18 protein-coding genes are annotated in these 15,070 nt (G+C 38.5%); 2 read left to right on the forward strand and 16 right to left on the reverse strand.

All coding sequences use genetic code 11. The annotated features are described in order from the left end of the window. Window positions 1–305: 305 nt before the first annotated feature. The 16 genes from QMD82_03565 to QMD82_03640 form a co-directional block, all read right to left on the reverse strand. On the reverse strand, window positions 306–1,724 hold the full coding sequence (locus tag QMD82_03565) for a hypothetical protein (GenBank protein ID MDI6850998.1): 1,419 nt from the start codon (window positions 1,722–1,724) through the stop codon (window positions 306–308). Further along, window positions 1,721–2,572 (reverse strand): DUF58 domain-containing protein, encoded by an 852-nt coding sequence (locus tag QMD82_03570; GenBank protein MDI6850999.1) that lies wholly within the window; start codon window positions 2,570–2,572, stop codon window positions 1,721–1,723. Before QMD82_03570 ends, QMD82_03565 begins: the two co-directional genes overlap by 4 nt. A gap of 1 nt (window position 2,573) precedes the next feature. Further along, the gene (locus tag QMD82_03575; GenBank protein ID MDI6851000.1) at window positions 2,574–3,701 is read right to left on the reverse strand and encodes a response regulator; all 1,128 of its coding nucleotides are present in this window, start codon (window positions 3,699–3,701) and stop codon (window positions 2,574–2,576) included. A 106-nt stretch (window positions 3,702–3,807) separates the two neighbouring features. After that, window positions 3,808–4,743 (reverse strand): dihydroorotate dehydrogenase, encoded by a 936-nt coding sequence (locus QMD82_03580; GenBank protein MDI6851001.1) that lies wholly within the window; start codon window positions 4,741–4,743, stop codon window positions 3,808–3,810. Beyond that, window positions 4,730–5,149 carry a bifunctional nuclease family protein gene (locus tag QMD82_03585; protein ID MDI6851002.1) on the reverse strand — a complete coding sequence of 140 codons (420 nt, stop codon included), beginning with the start codon at window positions 5,147–5,149 and terminating at the stop codon, window positions 4,730–4,732. Before QMD82_03585 ends, QMD82_03580 begins: the two co-directional genes overlap by 14 nt. Then, window positions 5,136–5,594: a 50S ribosomal protein L9 gene (gene rplI, locus QMD82_03590; GenBank protein ID MDI6851003.1), complete on the reverse strand. Its 459-nt coding sequence runs from the start codon at window positions 5,592–5,594 to the stop codon at window positions 5,136–5,138. Before rplI ends, QMD82_03585 begins: the two co-directional genes overlap by 14 nt. Next, window positions 5,591–5,827 carry a 30S ribosomal protein S18 gene (rpsR, locus tag QMD82_03595; GenBank protein MDI6851004.1) on the reverse strand — a complete coding sequence of 79 codons (237 nt, stop codon included), beginning with the start codon at window positions 5,825–5,827 and terminating at the stop codon, window positions 5,591–5,593. Before rpsR ends, rplI begins: the two co-directional genes overlap by 4 nt. Window positions 5,828–5,853: 26 nt before the next feature. Continuing rightward, window positions 5,854–6,315, reverse strand: coding sequence for a single-stranded DNA-binding protein (ssb, locus tag QMD82_03600; protein ID MDI6851005.1), 462 nt, complete (start codon window positions 6,313–6,315; stop codon window positions 5,854–5,856). Continuing rightward, window positions 6,315–6,593 carry a 30S ribosomal protein S6 gene (gene rpsF / locus QMD82_03605; GenBank protein ID MDI6851006.1) on the reverse strand — a complete coding sequence of 93 codons (279 nt, stop codon included), beginning with the start codon at window positions 6,591–6,593 and terminating at the stop codon, window positions 6,315–6,317. The genes ssb and rpsF overlap by 1 nt, the downstream gene beginning before the upstream one ends. A gap of 53 nt (window positions 6,594–6,646) precedes the next feature. After that, complete coding sequence (fabD, locus tag QMD82_03610) at window positions 6,647–7,570, reverse strand: ACP S-malonyltransferase (protein MDI6851007.1); 924 nt, start codon at window positions 7,568–7,570, stop codon at window positions 6,647–6,649. Further along, window positions 7,571–8,743: a class I SAM-dependent rRNA methyltransferase gene (locus QMD82_03615; GenBank protein MDI6851008.1), complete on the reverse strand. Its 1,173-nt coding sequence runs from the start codon at window positions 8,741–8,743 to the stop codon at window positions 7,571–7,573. Beyond that, a complete protein-coding gene (locus QMD82_03620; protein ID MDI6851009.1) occupies window positions 8,724–10,100 on the reverse strand; it encodes a sigma-54 dependent transcriptional regulator in 1,377 nt (458 codons plus the stop codon). The genes QMD82_03615 and QMD82_03620 overlap by 20 nt, the downstream gene beginning before the upstream one ends. Next, complete coding sequence (locus QMD82_03625; protein ID MDI6851010.1) at window positions 10,093–11,322, reverse strand: HAMP domain-containing sensor histidine kinase; 1,230 nt, start codon at window positions 11,320–11,322, stop codon at window positions 10,093–10,095. The genes QMD82_03620 and QMD82_03625 overlap by 8 nt, the downstream gene beginning before the upstream one ends. A 3-nt stretch (window positions 11,323–11,325) precedes the next feature. After that, a complete protein-coding gene (locus QMD82_03630) occupies window positions 11,326–11,739 on the reverse strand; it encodes a hypothetical protein (GenBank protein MDI6851011.1) in 414 nt (137 codons plus the stop codon). Window positions 11,740–11,749: 10 nt separating this feature from the next. Beyond that, entirely contained in the window at window positions 11,750–12,796 is a 1,047-nt protein-coding gene (locus QMD82_03635) for a hypothetical protein (GenBank protein MDI6851012.1), read from the reverse strand. A 67-nt stretch (window positions 12,797–12,863) separates the two neighbouring features. Further along, window positions 12,864–13,415, reverse strand: a complete 552-nt coding sequence (locus QMD82_03640) for a hypothetical protein (GenBank protein ID MDI6851013.1) — start codon at window positions 13,413–13,415, stop codon at window positions 12,864–12,866. Between the two features lie 461 nt (window positions 13,416–13,876). Between QMD82_03640 and QMD82_03645 the strand changes: the two genes are divergently transcribed. Beyond that, window positions 13,877–14,458, forward strand: a complete 582-nt coding sequence (locus tag QMD82_03645) for a chromate transporter (protein MDI6851014.1) — start codon at window positions 13,877–13,879, stop codon at window positions 14,456–14,458. After that, window positions 14,445–14,966 (forward strand): chromate transporter, encoded by a 522-nt coding sequence (locus QMD82_03650; protein ID MDI6851015.1) that lies wholly within the window; start codon window positions 14,445–14,447, stop codon window positions 14,964–14,966. The genes QMD82_03645 and QMD82_03650 overlap by 14 nt, the downstream gene beginning before the upstream one ends. Window positions 14,967–15,070 lie beyond the last annotated feature (104 nt).

Below are 15,070 nucleotides of genomic sequence, written 5' to 3' on the forward strand. Positions count from 1 at the left end.
ATTTTATATAGGTAGATTTTCCTATTTTTAAATATCTTACGCTTTCCCCAGTGGTCATTATTTCAGAAAAACCTTCCATCTTAGATTTACTTCTTTTGAATCTGCTAAAGTTCATCATCATTTAACGTTAATAATAGCATATAGCAAAGAAAAGAAAAACTCAAGCTATTTTCAAAAATTTTTCCTTTTCGGTGAGGATTCATTATCAATCCAGAATAAAAAAGAGAGAATTTTATTTTTTACTTTCTCCCTTGTGCGGACCTGTGCAAGTCGGGAAGATATCTTGAAAGAGTTTAAGACAGCCGTCAAGATGGCTCGGCGAAGTATCTGTAAGTAAGGTAGAATTCCAAAAATACGAGTCCAATTAAAAGACTTAGAATAAAATACCTTATAAAATTAATATCTTTAACTACGTATTTCAGCGGTAAATGGACCGAATGGACATCACCGATATATGCATAGCCAGTTTGAGTTTGGAGAGTATCCTGCAAATATAAGGTGTCATTGAGAATTTTTCCTGCTTTATCCCTAACTGAAGTGTAAACGACTGCAGGGGTAGTTTCCAAAATTTGCAAAAAATAAACCCAGAAATCGGGGCAGTAAACCGCCTCATTTTTGTCAATATCTGGGATAAAACCGATAAACTCATAGAGGACATTGTCCACCTTCACCCTTCGGCTGGTAGACAACAGAAAACTTTTAATATCTGTGAAATTTTTCAAAGTATCAAATATGAAAACATTTTCAAAATATCGGCCTGAGACCTCTACTGGCCCAAACTCCTTAAAGTCTGTTCCTGTTATCGATTTTATCTGCTCCATGGGCTTGTCGAAGAAGATTATCACCTTCTTAGTCCTTTCCCCTGGCTTCACGATTCGATTAAAAGATATAATAATATCAGCACTGTCCGCACTGGTTTCATTACCTAAAATTTTCATAAACCTTTCAATATAGATATTTTTCACTGCAAGATAATATCTTAGGCTCCGGGGAGCAGAGAGCTCAATGCAATTATCTGACGGGATATCATCTTCTACCTTTAAGCAAACTTTGAGAAGACTTTCTTCTCCAACATCTTGCTTCCATATAATATTCTTACCCGCTGGAAGAGCAAGATCACTTTCAAAAACCCTTTCCGAATTTTTAAAAATCACAAGCCTAAGATTTGTGTCCTCCAGGTTGTAGTTAGAAATTGTTAAATAGTAACTTTTGCTTAAGGGATCAAAATCCAATGAGCGGATGCCAGCATTCAGTATCGAAAGGGTATCATAGTAAAATCCACTGGAGAATCGCTGTGTTAAAAGCGGGTCGGAAAAATCAGAAACAATATAGAATTTTCCCCTTAAATCCCCACTAAAATCTAAGGGGTCACAAAAGGTTTTCATTCTTTTTCCATAATAACTCACGAGGGGCTTTAAATTTTCTTGGTTTCTTTTTTCCACCTCCTGTGAATAGATCCCTGTCTCAAAAAAGATTTTACTAAAGTAATACTTAGATGGTACGGGCCTTGCTATAAAAATGATCAAAAGTGCAAGGATAAAACATCTCATGATGATAATAAGGTTTTTAAGAAACCTCCTTTTCTTAGCAAGTTCGCTGTCTTTCAGTAATATAAGCCAGGAAACAAGCTTAATCCTTTCACTTCGTCTTTTAATAAAAAGAGTAAGCAAAGGTAGAAGGGCAAGGGGCAGGAAATAAAGCACAGGCGAGTTCAAAAAGTTCATATTTCCAAAAAGCTCCTTAGTTGGGTTGTAAAATCCATTTCTGTTTGAAACTCAAAAAAGCGAATACCGGAGTTTTTGAAAGTAATTTTAAGTTCTTTATAATGCTGGTCTATTATTTCTCCATATAGGATGTTGTCATTTCTACTGAGGCTTAATTCATAACCTGTCTCAACATCCTTTAATCTTGCCTCCCGCATAAACAAACTTTTTTCCCTAAGGGATGAAACCAAGAGGGGCATAACTTCATATCCCTTACCTTTGAAAAATCTAACAAATTTTCTAATACCCTCTATCTCACTTAAAAAATCAGAAATCAGAACTATCAAACTTCTCTTCTTTATCCTTTCATCAATGCCCAGCATAGCTTTTGTAAAATCGGTTTTTCCAAAATCTTTATACTCATCAAGACTTTCAAGAAAAAGGAAGAGATTTTTGTAAGTTGTAGATGGTGGCAAAAAGAAGACCTCTTCTTCATTAAAAAGATAAAGGCCAAAGGCATCTCTTGAATAGTATGACAAAAAGGCAATGGCCGCTGCTACACTTCGCGCCACATTACCTTTATCATAAAGTGACATGGAGGCTGAAATATCAAGAGCTACATAAACTCTAACATTGGTCTCCTCTTCAAATTTTTTTACAAAAAACTTTTCACTTCTTCCATATAACCTCCAGTCTATAAACTTCAAATCATCACCCTTCTCGTAGGGTCTAAGGTCTTTAAATTCAAGAGTATGTCCGTAAAAGGGGCTTCTGTGCTTACCGCAAAGGTAACCTTCGAGAATTGTTTCTAAGGATATATTTTTCTTTTTGAGTAGTTCAACAAGTTTCGGATCGAAAGACAAGCCCACTTCAGGAAAGTCTTTCCTCTTTAAGTAACCTTATAATATCAGGTATATATTTCAACACAACGGAACGCACTTCCTGAACGGGAGTATCCCTCGCTACGAGTATAAAAACTGCAAAATTGTTTACTGGAAGAGGAAAAAGCACTACGTGATCATTTTTATCGGTGATCACAATCTCTGATAGTTCGTCACGTTTTTCTTTTCCCTCAGTAACTATCTCCATTGCCTCCTGAGCAGCCTTAAGTATGGCACCGTATAAAGTGGCAGAAGCCTGAAATGTTCTTCCTTGAAGAATCGTATCAAAAGCAATAGGAGTTGCTTCCTCATAATCAAAAATCATACCACCTATAAAACCTGGAATTTCGGCGTGGAAAAATCTTACTATATCATTAAGGGTTAAGGTTGAAGCCCCTGTTCCTTCTTCAGCCGCCTCGTCCTTGAGACGGGCAAAGTTCAAAAGCAATAAATCCACTGGGGCATTGATCGTCCTTTCCGGTTCTTCCACATATTTTCTTGTTTCAAACACCCCATCCTTCCAGCTCAAAATATCGTACACTGCTTCCTCTCCCCTTTTTGAACCTGCTTTCGCGTCCACAATCTCACCATTTTTAAAAACGATCACCCCTTCCTTCTTAGTCCTCAAATCTTTGCAACTGAGGATAACGGATTTACCCATAAGTGCAAGAGCTTGAACCATGTCTATAATGTCAACACCAGCAACGGTGCCTTTAAATCCTTCGATGGTTTCAACCGGTTCCTTTTTCTCCTCTTCTTGAGGTGGTGAAAAGAAGATACTCTTAAAATCTTCCTTAAAATTGCCTGTTTTGATTATGAAAGCATCTGCGCCTTTCTTCAACACTGATCGTTCAATGGTAGCACCCTTAACATCTGTATACACGTAAACTTTAATGGAGGGGCTGAGCTGTTTTGCATATATCAAAAGGTCAATGCCATTCCTGTCTGGCAATATGAGATCCATAATCATGTAATCAATTTTGTAAAAATTCAAATAATTCAGGGCTTCGTCGTATGAGCTGGCATTATAGACTGTCAAACCTAAATCACTAAGGTCATCCTCTATTTCACTTCTCAAGCTTGTATCTGGATCAACGAGTAAAACTCTACCTTCCATTTATTACTCCCATTTTTGCAAAAATTTTAAACCAAAACTAATAACCTGTAAAGTAAAAGGCAAAACTTTTTGTTTAGTTCCAGACTACAACACATATCGTTTACATTCAACGAGTTTGTAGAAGTTTCCCAACAATTTTATTTAGAGAATAAAGACCTTTTGAAACAAGAAAATTTTCCAGATCCAACTTTACTTTACATACGATGTTGGGATCTATAAAGTTTCCCGATCCAATTTGCACCAATTTTGCACCCACAAGGAAGTATTGGACTGCTTCCACGTAACTCACTACCCCACCTGACGCTATTATGTTTAGCTCCGGATATTTACTTGCAATCTCATAAACAAGCCTCAAAGTCAACGGGAAAATAGCAGGTCCGGACAATCCGCCCGACTTTCTCTCAAAGTAGAAATCCATTTTTTCAATGTCAATCACCATTGCGGGGTAAGTATTAGAAACGGTCACATTTACAAACCCTTCGGATAGTAACAAATCGATGATCTCATCAAAATGGAAAATATCAGGGGGAATTTTAACGATGTTAACTTTATTAGAGCTTCCAGCTATTTCCCTGAGTAAGGTTTTTAGGGCTTTTTTATCCCGGAAAAATTCCAATCCCCCTTTCGAGACGTTAGGACAGGAGATATTGATTTCATAGGCAACAATTTCCTTGAAGGGATTTAATTTTTCGATCATTAGAAGAAAATCTTCTTCATCATGTCCCGCTAAGTTTACTATAATGGGCTTTCTAAAAGAGAGCATCTCGGGTAGAATCGAACTTATGAACTCTTCAACCCCAGGGTTCTCAAGCCCAATGGAGTTTACAAGTCCACAGGGTGTCTCCTTTATTCTCGGAGGGGGATTCCCTTCCCTTTTCTTAAAAGAAAGTCCTTTGGTGATAAGCCCACCAAAACAATGGATTGCTTTAAAAGATCCCGGTTCAGCTCCGTACCCAAAGGTACCAGAAGCAGGCAAAAAGGGGGATTCAAAATCTATACCGGCAAAAGTTACTTTCAGTGGGTTTTCTTTAACTTCCTTCAAGGGATAACGCCTTTTTCAATACAAATTCAGAAACAAAAATTGGGGCATTTGACCGCAGGGCAATAGCTATAGAGTCAGAAGGTCTTGCGTCGATGCTATATAACGTTTTGTTATTCTCATCAAGGAGGATAAGCCTTGCGAAATAAGTGTTCTCTGTTAGATCGTTTATCACAACCCTTTCCAACTTTAAACCAAAAACTTCAAAGAGATTCACAATCAGATCATGAGTGAGCGGTCTCGGGGTTTTAGAGTTACTCAGTGCCATGTTAATGGATTGTGCCTCATTAATACCAATCACAATAGGAAGAATTCTATCGCCCTCTTTTTCTTTTAGATAAATAACCGGGCTCTCCTCAACCCCCTCTGGGAACTGTACCCTGAGAACAATTAATTCAATGAGTTGCAATTTCCTTAGGCAATATTTTAATCTTTAAATTTGCCTCTATACCTGGGAATAATTTAATTTTGACGTTGTGAATTCCGATATCTTTAATGTGTTCCATTTGAATCATCTGCTTTTCGACATGAATCCCACGCTTTTTGAGTTCTTCCATCACTTCAATACTGCTTACAGAACCGAAGATTTTACCTTCTTTGGAAGAAGACTTCTCAAAAATTAACTCTGGAAGACTTTCTATTTTCTTTTTTATTTCTTCAGCTTTACTCTTCTGATGTTCAATTTTAGACTTCAAAAGTCTTTTCTCACTTTCCAGTCTCTTAATCAGCGAGTCCGTAGCAACCTCAGCCAGGCCGTTCTTTATTAGATAATTTCGTGCGAAACCATCACTTACATCAACTATTTCGCCTGCCTTCCCAACCTTAGGTACATCCTTCAGCAAATAAACTTTCATGAAAGATAGTAACTCTCAACAAATGGCAGAAGAGCTATAATCCTTGCCCTCTTTATAGCCTTGGCCAGCTTTCTCTGATGGAAAGCACAAGTCCCCGTTGTTTTACGGGGTAAAATCTTCCCCTTCTTAGATATATACTTTGAAAGAACATCAACGTTCTTGTAATCTATTTCTCTGACTCCATCCTTGCAAAATTCACAGGTTACTTCCCTAATTCTCACCTTTTTGCCCATTTATTAAACCTCCTCTTTTAAGTTAATCAAAATGGTAAATCCTCTGGCTCTTCCTCATCCGGCTCTATTGCCGGAAAGTCATCCGGTAAAGCCGACTCTTCTAAAACTTCTTCCTCCTCGGGAAGATAAACGGCTTCTTCCTCCACTTTTTCAAGAAAGTGAAGTCTTCTAACTACAATCTCGTAAACCGTTCTCCTCTGCCCCTCTCTGGTTTCGTAAGTTCTTGACCTTAAGATGCCCTCAACAATTAAAGGTGTACCCTTTCTCAACCTCCCCGCACTTCTTTCCGCTACTTGCTTGAATAAAACAAGATTAATAAAGAGGGGCTCTTTAACCCATACTCCCTGTGCATTTCTGAAATTTCTATCACTGGCAAAACGAACAGTACAAACCGCTGTGCCCTGAGGTGTGTATCTTACCACTCCATCCTCTACGAGGCGACCGGAAAGGATAACATAGTTTATGCTGGGGAACTTAAGCTCGGCCATTATTTTCTCACAATAAGCTCTCTTAGATAAGACTTGTTCATCCTTATTTCTTGCTTCAACTCATTAATCGTCTCCGGCGGTGCCTCAAAATTAAATATTGCGTAATATCCTTCCTTTCTATGGTTAATCTCGTAAGCGAGTTCACGTTTCCCCCAGATTTCCATAGCCTGGAGCTTGCCTTTCTTCTCTATTATGTTTTTTAACTTGCCAATAAGCGAATCTCTCTCTGCATCAGGAAGCGCAGAATCTAAAATTACAACCATCTCATAATTTCTCATACTTCCTCCTTAGGTTTTTGAGTTTATTAGTATAAAACAAACTCTCAGTATTTTCAAGACTTAACTTGGCTTAAAAATTCTACCAAATCTTCGTAGGTATCAATGGAAGTGTATGGCACTTCTCCAAGAGTTTCTTTAAGAAGGCGTCCCAAAACCCGTTTTGGACCTATTTCAACAAAATATGCATTTTTAACACGACCCGCTACTTTAAGAGACTCGACCCATCTAACAGTACCACAAAGCTGTTTTATTAACAACCCCTTTAACATAAGAGGATTTGACTCTAAGCCAGGTTCAACGTTGGGAATCACAGGTACCTTAGGGGATTCAAACTTTATATCTCTCAAAAACTCTTCAAACTCTTTCCGTGCAGGCTCCATTAAGGGAGAATGGAAGGCATTTGAAACCTTTAGCCTTATCACCTTTTTTGCGCCCGCTTCTTTAAGCTTTTCCTCCACAATTTCGAGGTCATCTATAAAACCTGATATCACAACCTGAGAAGGAGAATTGATATTGGCTATCACAACTCTGTTTTTAAACCCTTCCAGTATCTCCCTAATTTTTTCAAGTTCAAGACCAATTACAGCAGACATACCACCTCGCTCATACACCCTGTCCATAAGTTCAGCTCGCTTGGCTACAACTTTCGCTGCTTCACTGAAGTTAAGAGCACCTGCTGAGAAAAGAGCAGTTATCTCACCAAGACTATGTCCCATAGTAATAAAAGGTTCAATTCCATTATCTCTAAGAATGTAAACTATAGCTGCGCTGTGGGTGAAAATGGCGGGCTGGGTGTATAAGGTCCTGGTAAGTACCTCATCGGGGCCATTGAACATCGTATAACCTAAAGGAAACCCGAGAATGTCTTCCATTTCTCTCAAGAGAACCTTTACTTTATCGTACTTGTTGTAAATATCTTGCATCATACCCACATATTGTGAGCCCTGTCCAGGAAACATAAAAATATAATTCGCCATCTATACATCCTCCTCTAAAAGAAAACCCCTTAAATACTCTGCTTCTGGAAAATTAACAGGAACAATGTGATCCCTAAAATCCTGATTTAAAAACTTAACCATCCTAAAATTCCTGCGGGTTAACCCAGTACTCCTCTGAACTACCGAATACAAATGTTCCCACTTGATATGATTACTGCATGAGAAAACCGCTAACATACTACCTTTTCCTAAAATGCTAAAAACTCCACTTAGCAGAGTTATGTATGATTTTAAAGCATCATCAAGGTCCGATGCACGCCTCACAACAGATGGAGGGTCCACTATAACAAAGTCAAACTTCATCCTCAATGAGGCGATCTCTTTGTGGAATTCAAAAGCGTCTTTCGCTTCACAAATTAGATTCTCCTCAGGGAGACCATTTAGTTTAACATTCTCTTTTAATAAAGCAATGGACTCTTCCGAAATATCTATGGCAAAAACCTTCTTACCTTTTCTTAAAGCTCTCAAAGAGAAGGCTCCAGTGTAAGAAAAGAGGTCCAGAACATAACTACCCCTCAAATGGTCTTCAATTATAGAACGATTATGCCTTTGATCGTAAAAGAACCCAGTCTTCTGACCATTTATAAGGTCCACATAGAACTTAAGACCATCTTCTTCCACTATAACTCTGGAGAGATTATACGAAGAGTTATTAATTACGACTTCTGTTCGTTCTCTTAACCCCTCCATCTTTCTCGCATGTCCTTCGCTTTTTTCTACGATAAAAGCTGGCGAAAAGGCATCGAAGATAGCTTTCACTATATCTTCACGCCTTATTTCCATACCGTAAGAGTTTATCTGAAAGGCAAAGCCATCTCCATACCTGTCCACGATAAGGCCGGGTAAACCATCACTTTCGCTGAATACGACCCTGTAATATGGCTTATTAAAGTATTTTTTTCGCTTTTTGTCAGCCATCATGATCTTTTCCTTAATCAGCAGGTAACTGAGCTCCTCCCTCTCGCGGGAATAAAACCTTAATGCGATATTGGAATCGGGATTGTAAATTGCCGAACCAAGAAATATACCCTTTCTCGAGTAGACCTCTACGCAGGAACCTTTAGATGCACTACAGGAAAGTATATTTCCAGAATAAACCCAAGGATGATTTGCCATCTGAATCGGATTTCCTTTAATAATTGCCCTTTCCATCTTCTATTCCGTACAACTTCATTTTATACCTTAAAACCCGTTCCGAAATCCCAAGCCTTTTCGCCGCCCTTGTTTTTACGAAATTTTCTTCTTTTAAAGCCTCTAAAATAAGTTTCTTTTCAACTTCGCTCACAATTTCCGGCAAACTCTTTTGAGAGTAAGAAAAAGAAAAATTAGAGGGGCTATCTCCTTTTATCACTTCCTCCGGCAAATCTTTTACTTCAATCAAATTCTTTGTAGCCATGACGCAGGCACGCTCAACTATATTACTCAATTCTCTCACATTGCCGGGGTAATCGTATTTCAAGAGATACTTAAGTGCCTCCCGTGAAAAACCCGTAATCTCTTTACCCTCAGTTTTACTGTATTTTCCAAGAAAATAGTCTAAAAGGACAGGTATGTCTTCTCTACGCTCCCTTAAAGGGGGTACAAAAATTTCAATTACGTTGATCCTGTAATATAGGTCCTCTCGAAAGGTACCCCGTCGTACCTCTTCCTTGATATCCCTGTTGGTAGCAGTGATCAAACGGAAATCAACCCTCTTTACTTGTGTCCCTCCAATTGGCCTTATCATTTTGTCTTCAATAACCTTCAACAACTTCACCTGCATTTCCCTCTTGAGTTCACCTATTTCATCTAAGAAAAGGGTACCACCATGAGCCCTTAAAATCAACCCTTCATAACTCCTGTCAGCACCTGTAAACGCACCCTTTTCGTATCCAAAAAGCTCACTTTCAACGAGTGATTCAGGAATAGACTGCAGGTGAACGTCTATAAAAGGCCCGTCCCTTCTCGAAGACAATGAATGTATTATTCTCGCAATGGCGGTTTTCCCCGTTCCCGTTTCTCCTACTATTAAGCAGGGTGCATTGGACTTGGCTGCCCTGATTACATTGTAAAGAACATTCTTCATCTTCTCTGAGGCATAGACAAATTCTGGAAGATGAAAACTTGAAATATCTTTTATTGCCTTTATCTCTATCTCTTTTATATGGGTAGGCTTAATCGCTTCTAATTTTGAAAGAAGTACCTCAAGATTGACAGGTTTAACTATGTAATCCGAGGCGCCCTTCGACATAGCCTGAACCACGGTCTCTACATCACCGAGAGCAGTGACCATTATAATCTTAACAAGAGGATTAACTTCTTTCATTTTTTGAATTAAGTCGATGCCACTGATTCCCGGAAGTCTGATGTCTAAAAGGGCAAAATCGACGAAATTTTCCTGAGAATACTTAATTGCCTCCTCTCCTGTCGCAACCCCAAAGGCTTTAAACCCCTTAGAGCTCAAATATTCCACCAGCAGTTTCCTTGCGTTTTCCTCGTCTTCGACAATTAATACAGTATATTCAGACATTGTTAAAGACCAACTCCACTATTGTACCCTTGCCTTTAATACTCTTTAAATTCACTTCCCCATTTAAGGAATCCGCAATTCTTCGTACCACACTCAACCCCAATCCCATACCCTGGGCTTTAGTCGTATAAAACAAATCAAAAGCCCTTTTTACCGCTTCTTCATCCATGCCCATTCCATTATCCTCAACCAAGATGACAATTTTTCTCCTAACTTTGTTACAGCTTATCTTTACTACCTTCTCATCTCTTTCTACACCCTCAAAGGCTTCAATAGCATTTTTAATTATATTAATAAGGGCCTGTTTCAGCAACAATGGATCACTTTTAATCCTTTGCTGGCAACCCTTGAGATTTAATTCAATTTTTATTCCATGCGAACGCGCAAAAGGGATCATTTCCTCAGCAACCCGGTCTATAAGGTCTCCTATCTCTACATCCTTAAACTGGGGTTCCATCTTTTTGGAAAGGGAAGAAAAGCGCTGAATAATTGAATTAAGCCTATCTATTTCCTCATCAATAATTTTCACAATATCATCAGTAAAACCCTTTTGCTTTGCTACCTGCAAAGCGATATTGATTGAATTGAGGGGATTCTTTATTTCGTGAGCAATTTGACTCGAGAAACCGGCAAGCTCTCTGAAATACTTAGACTTTTCCTGTTCTTTTGCTAAAACCAGCTCCTTCTCCTGTAGTTTGCGCGTCAGAAGATAAAAAGAAAAAACGGTGACCCCAAATAAAACAAAAAGACCGAGAACCAGAAAAGCCATTCCGTAAATCGTAAATCTGATCAAGTTCGAAAATGGTTCGTCAGAAAAGCCACAAATGGCAATAAAAGAGTCTACCGGAAAAGAGTACTCTAAAATGGAATAATCTGGTAGTTTAATTACCCTTTTTACTCCGGGTTTTATATTTTCAAAGTCTTCAACGGGGAGAAATCCCTCGTACTTCGATGCCCAGCTTACTAACCTGCCTTGTCTTACTAAAGCCACATAATCAAGATTTGTTGAATCCACAATGACTTTTAACACCGAATCATCGATTTCCTTTTCGCTCTGTATGATGTTAAAAAACATCTCCCGTACAAGAACCGTTCGAATCTGTGCATCCCTCTCGGCCATTTCTTTGAAGACTTTCCGCTGTCTCGTAACTAAGTATGTGAAAAAAGCAAATATAACAATAATGTCAACGAGAAAGACAGAAACGAGATTTTTAAATTTCATTAATTACCTTTTCCTTCTCAGCCCGTCCTTACTACCTCCAATCCTTTTTGTTTCATCCCCTCTCCTCCCCCAAAGGGGGAAACCTACCTGTGTCCTCAAAGTTAAAACCGTTTTCGTTTGCATGTTCATTATTTTCCTTGTAATTACATATATTTCGCCATCAGCACGAAAAACAGAACCTTCTACAAGGCAAGAATCTTCTTCTCTTGGGATCTCTTCAATAAACCAAGCAGGACCTAAAATTACTTTATATGTGGTATCCCCTTGAGACAAAAACAATACGATATGATGTACTTCACTCCCTTCAACCTGTTCCCTTTCGACTTTTATCACTTTCCCTTTTATGGTTGTGGTATCCTTAACATTGTAAAAATATTTTGGTATCAAGGTCAAAAAAGTTAAAAGCAAAAATTTCATGTTCCTCCTCCTATAGTTCTAAGTAAAGTCCTGCACCAAACTCTTTTCTCGTGTATGAAAACTCCACAAGATTGGAGTTATTAACTTCATATTTAAAAAAACAAGAAACCCCTGCTTTCAACGTTTTCTTAACCAATGGAATCGTGCCTACCAAGCTGTGGAAATATGCAACATCACTTCGCGGTAGGGAAGATTGCACAGTGTCAACGATTCTATAATCTTTATAACCGAAGGTGTAGTTATAGTTAATCGAGATTTCCTTAATTCCAAGATTCACTATAAAGGAATGGGAAAAGCCAGTATATGCAAATTCCTCTTTATTCAGGGGGTCAAGTTTTTCCTTCAAATTTTCCACATCTACCAAATTCTTTGTTGGCAGAAAATGGTAATCAAGCTGATAGTAAAAGTCTAAAAGACCTCCAAACTTCTTACCCAGCCTGATGCTGGAATTTCCCGCGAAAAGATTTTCTGTTATCATCGTGTAATTAGGCCTTGCAGACCAGCCTACCATCCCCGCCGATGGGGACTGAACATAAGTGGCACTGTACCTCCATTTCAGGGTAGCCATTAGTAACAAAGAAATGCCCCATAAACCCGTATTTAATCTGATTCGCGGAAGATTTTCCAAGTTATAACTCTCGTCAGAGAACAAAAAATGTAAATCCCAGCTTGGTATTAGTGCGCTTTTTCTCTTTTCATCCAAATATATCCTGAACGCAATACCGGGAATAACAGAGAAAGACCTATAGGGTGAGAAAATATCCCATGCAAAATCAACCCCGCTCTCCATGTAGTTTCCAACCTTTCCGAAATCCTTAAAGTAAAAGAGACTCCCACGGAAGGTCAAAAAATTCATATCACTATAATTATCGAAAAAATTGCCGCTGGCAGAGAGCTCATACCCCCACGGCTTTTCCATCGAATACTGGGTTATAAGAAAATTTAACCCACTGTAATAATCCCTTAAATTGCTATCATCTATTAAAATGTTGCTGTCAAATCCCCTTTGGAAGCCAATGCTTAAGTAAGTTAACATAAGAGCTATAATTACAAACATATTTGACACCTCAATAAATTATACAGGGGCGCACACGATCGCGATCGTGTGCGCCCCTGCCAATATTTTAGTTACTCTTTCTATTTCTTCTCTGATAAGCGCCTGTTCCCGGTATATTGTCACTGGAAGGAGTGCCTTCGATGATTCTTAAACGTTCTCTTTCCCTTACTCTCAATGTATCAGGTCCGTCGTCGCATCCTGCATCTCTATTTCTTGTCCTTTGCATCTCCCTATTTCTTACAGTGTCTTTTTCAGTAGATTTGACTTCTTTTTGTATCACTACCGTATCATTTGGAGTCACTACCGTTTTTTCTATCTTTATAACATTATCTCCATCCCTGGTAATCGTCTTTTCAATCGTCATCTCACTCTCTACCGCTGGATTTTCAATTCTTTTCCTGTTTTGAATCTGGATAGTATCACCTTCATTCATTATCCGCTCCTGAGACCTTATCCTTATGGTATCACCTTGTTGCCTTACCTGTTCCTGATACCTATATTGTTCCCTGTAGCGGTAATTGCTGGTCGAATCCTCCGTATCTCCAGGTAGTTCTTGGGCAAAGGCAAAGCCCAAGAAAAGAGATACCCACACTATTTTGGTTATGTTATTTAACTTCATCTTACACCTCCCGTTTTTAGCTATAACAATTACTGCAAAATTTGTGCCAAAAATTTTCCTTTATTCATAATGGTTTTTACCTTTCGACTTCGACAAATTTGTCGAAACCGAAAATTTTGTCGAATTTTTAATTTTTCAGGGAATAAAATTGACCTACGTCCTCCAAAATCTATAAATCGCAAAAACACGTCTTATTGAAAATTCATCAGTCTTATCTCAAAAGGCATACTTAGAAAAAAAACCTTAATTTCCCATCAATTGGATTCCATTATTGGAATGCCCCCGTCTTTGTAATAGAAGGGGGCGTCTCAAAATGTCTCAAAAAAAAGCTTTATACTAGTCACACCTTATGACCTATTTAAAACTTTCACAGGGTAGTAAAAGATGAACAAAGAGGAACTTAAAGTTCTTATTTGCCTTGATAAACTGCTAAATAAGAATACCAACAGGGAGAATTAAACTTGCAAATAACGAGAAAACCCACCAACAAAATTAAGGAAACGATTTTGCTCACATACGATTTCTTTCTGATTGGTATCTTCACAATCGGCGGTGGTTACGCAATGATTCCACAAATGCGGCAAATCTTTTGTAAGTCAAGGAAGTATTTAACGGAAGAGGAATTTTGGGAGATACTCGCAATCTCGCAAATTACTCCTGGCCCAATTGCCGTAAACATGGCAACATTTATAGGATACAGGGTCAGTGGATTTATAGGGTCTCTCTCTGCCACCATCGGAGTGGTCCTACCTTCCTTTATCGTCATACTTCTTATTTCAATTTACTTAACCAGCTTTACCAAAATTCCTCAGGTAAAAAGGTTCCTTATTGGCATATTAACAGGTGTGGTCGGAGAAATTACCTATATTACCTTTGAAATCTTAAAAAAAACTGAAAAAAACATCATGTACCTATTTATACTCATCCTGTCTCTTGTTGAACTTTTTATTTTAAGAGTAGACCCAATTTTAGTAATCCTTGTCGGCGGTTTACTGGGAATAACTTTGGGAAAGTTGTTTGAGGACAAAAATGGTTCTTATTAGATTATTCGCTGAATTCTTTAAAATTGGTATCGTCACCTTCGGAGGAGGGCAGGCAATGCTTCCCCTTCTCCAACGCACCTTTGTAACAGAACTTCACTGGATAACCCAAGAACGTTTTCTCTATTTTATCTCCATTGCGGAAGTTACCCCGGGACCCGTTGCACTGAATATGGCTACATTTATCGGGTATGAAATCCATGGGGTTATCGGTTCATTGTTCGCCACTCTGGGAGTCGTAATGCCTTCTTTCCTGATCATATTTCTCATAGCAAACTTTGAAAGTCGATTCAAGAAAAATGTTTTATATAAGAGGTTCATGCTCGGGGTAAAACCCGTAATTCCGGCACTTCTAATAAATGCCATTTACCTTATCGTGAGAAGGGGATTTACAGGTGTCACCCCCTATATTATAGCAACACTGAGCCTGGTAGTTTTCATCTTTTACAAAAAATCGCCCGTTATTATCCTCCTCGCCACCGGAATTCTGGGTATATTTGCACTAAAATAGAAATGTTGCAAGGAGTATTTAAATACCTGCAATCTAACCCAATTAAAATTTAGCATAATCCAAAGTTTCTTCATCATGGCTCTAATTTTGTCTCTATTTTTCCA

The sequence above is a fragment of the bacterium genome, assembly GCA_030019025.1.
In the GTDB taxonomy this organism is placed as follows: domain Bacteria; phylum Hydrothermota; class Hydrothermia; order UBA1063; family UBA1063; genus UBA1063.

Bases quoted from the DNA above. Each gene is read 5' to 3' on its own strand.
- QMD82_03640 (MDI6851013.1), bottom strand. From the start codon at position 13,415: ATGAAGTTAAATAACATAACCAAAATAGTGTGGGTATCTCTTTTCTTG.
- QMD82_03615 (MDI6851008.1), bottom strand. From the start codon at position 8,743: ATGGAAAGGGCAATTATTAAAGGAAATCCGATTCAGATGGCAAATCAT.
- QMD82_03625 (MDI6851010.1), bottom strand. From the start codon at position 11,322: ATGAAATTTAAAAATCTCGTTTCTGTCTTTCTCGTTGACATTATTGTT.
- rplI (MDI6851003.1), bottom strand. From the start codon at position 5,594: ATGAAAGTTTATTTGCTGAAGGATGTACCTAAGGTTGGGAAGGCAGGC.
- QMD82_03575 (MDI6851000.1), bottom strand. From the start codon at position 3,701: ATGGAAGGTAGAGTTTTACTCGTTGATCCAGATACAAGCTTGAGAAGT.
- QMD82_03565 (MDI6850998.1), bottom strand. From the start codon at position 1,724: ATGAACTTTTTGAACTCGCCTGTGCTTTATTTCCTGCCCCTTGCCCTT.
- rpsR (MDI6851004.1), bottom strand. From the start codon at position 5,827: ATGGGCAAAAAGGTGAGAATTAGGGAAGTAACCTGTGAATTTTGCAAG.
- fabD (MDI6851007.1), bottom strand. From the start codon at position 7,570: ATGGCGAATTATATTTTTATGTTTCCTGGACAGGGCTCACAATATGTG.
- rpsF (MDI6851006.1), bottom strand. From the start codon at position 6,593: ATGAGAAATTATGAGATGGTTGTAATTTTAGATTCTGCGCTTCCTGAT.
- QMD82_03635 (MDI6851012.1), bottom strand. From the start codon at position 12,796: ATGTTTGTAATTATAGCTCTTATGTTAACTTACTTAAGCATTGGCTTC.
- QMD82_03630 (MDI6851011.1), bottom strand. From the start codon at position 11,739: ATGAAATTTTTGCTTTTAACTTTTTTGACCTTGATACCAAAATATTTT.
- QMD82_03650 (MDI6851015.1), top strand. From the start codon at position 14,445: ATGGTTCTTATTAGATTATTCGCTGAATTCTTTAAAATTGGTATCGTC.
- QMD82_03620 (MDI6851009.1), bottom strand. From the start codon at position 10,100: ATGTCTGAATATACTGTATTAATTGTCGAAGACGAGGAAAACGCAAGG.
- ssb (MDI6851005.1), bottom strand. From the start codon at position 6,315: ATGGCCGAGCTTAAGTTCCCCAGCATAAACTATGTTATCCTTTCCGGT.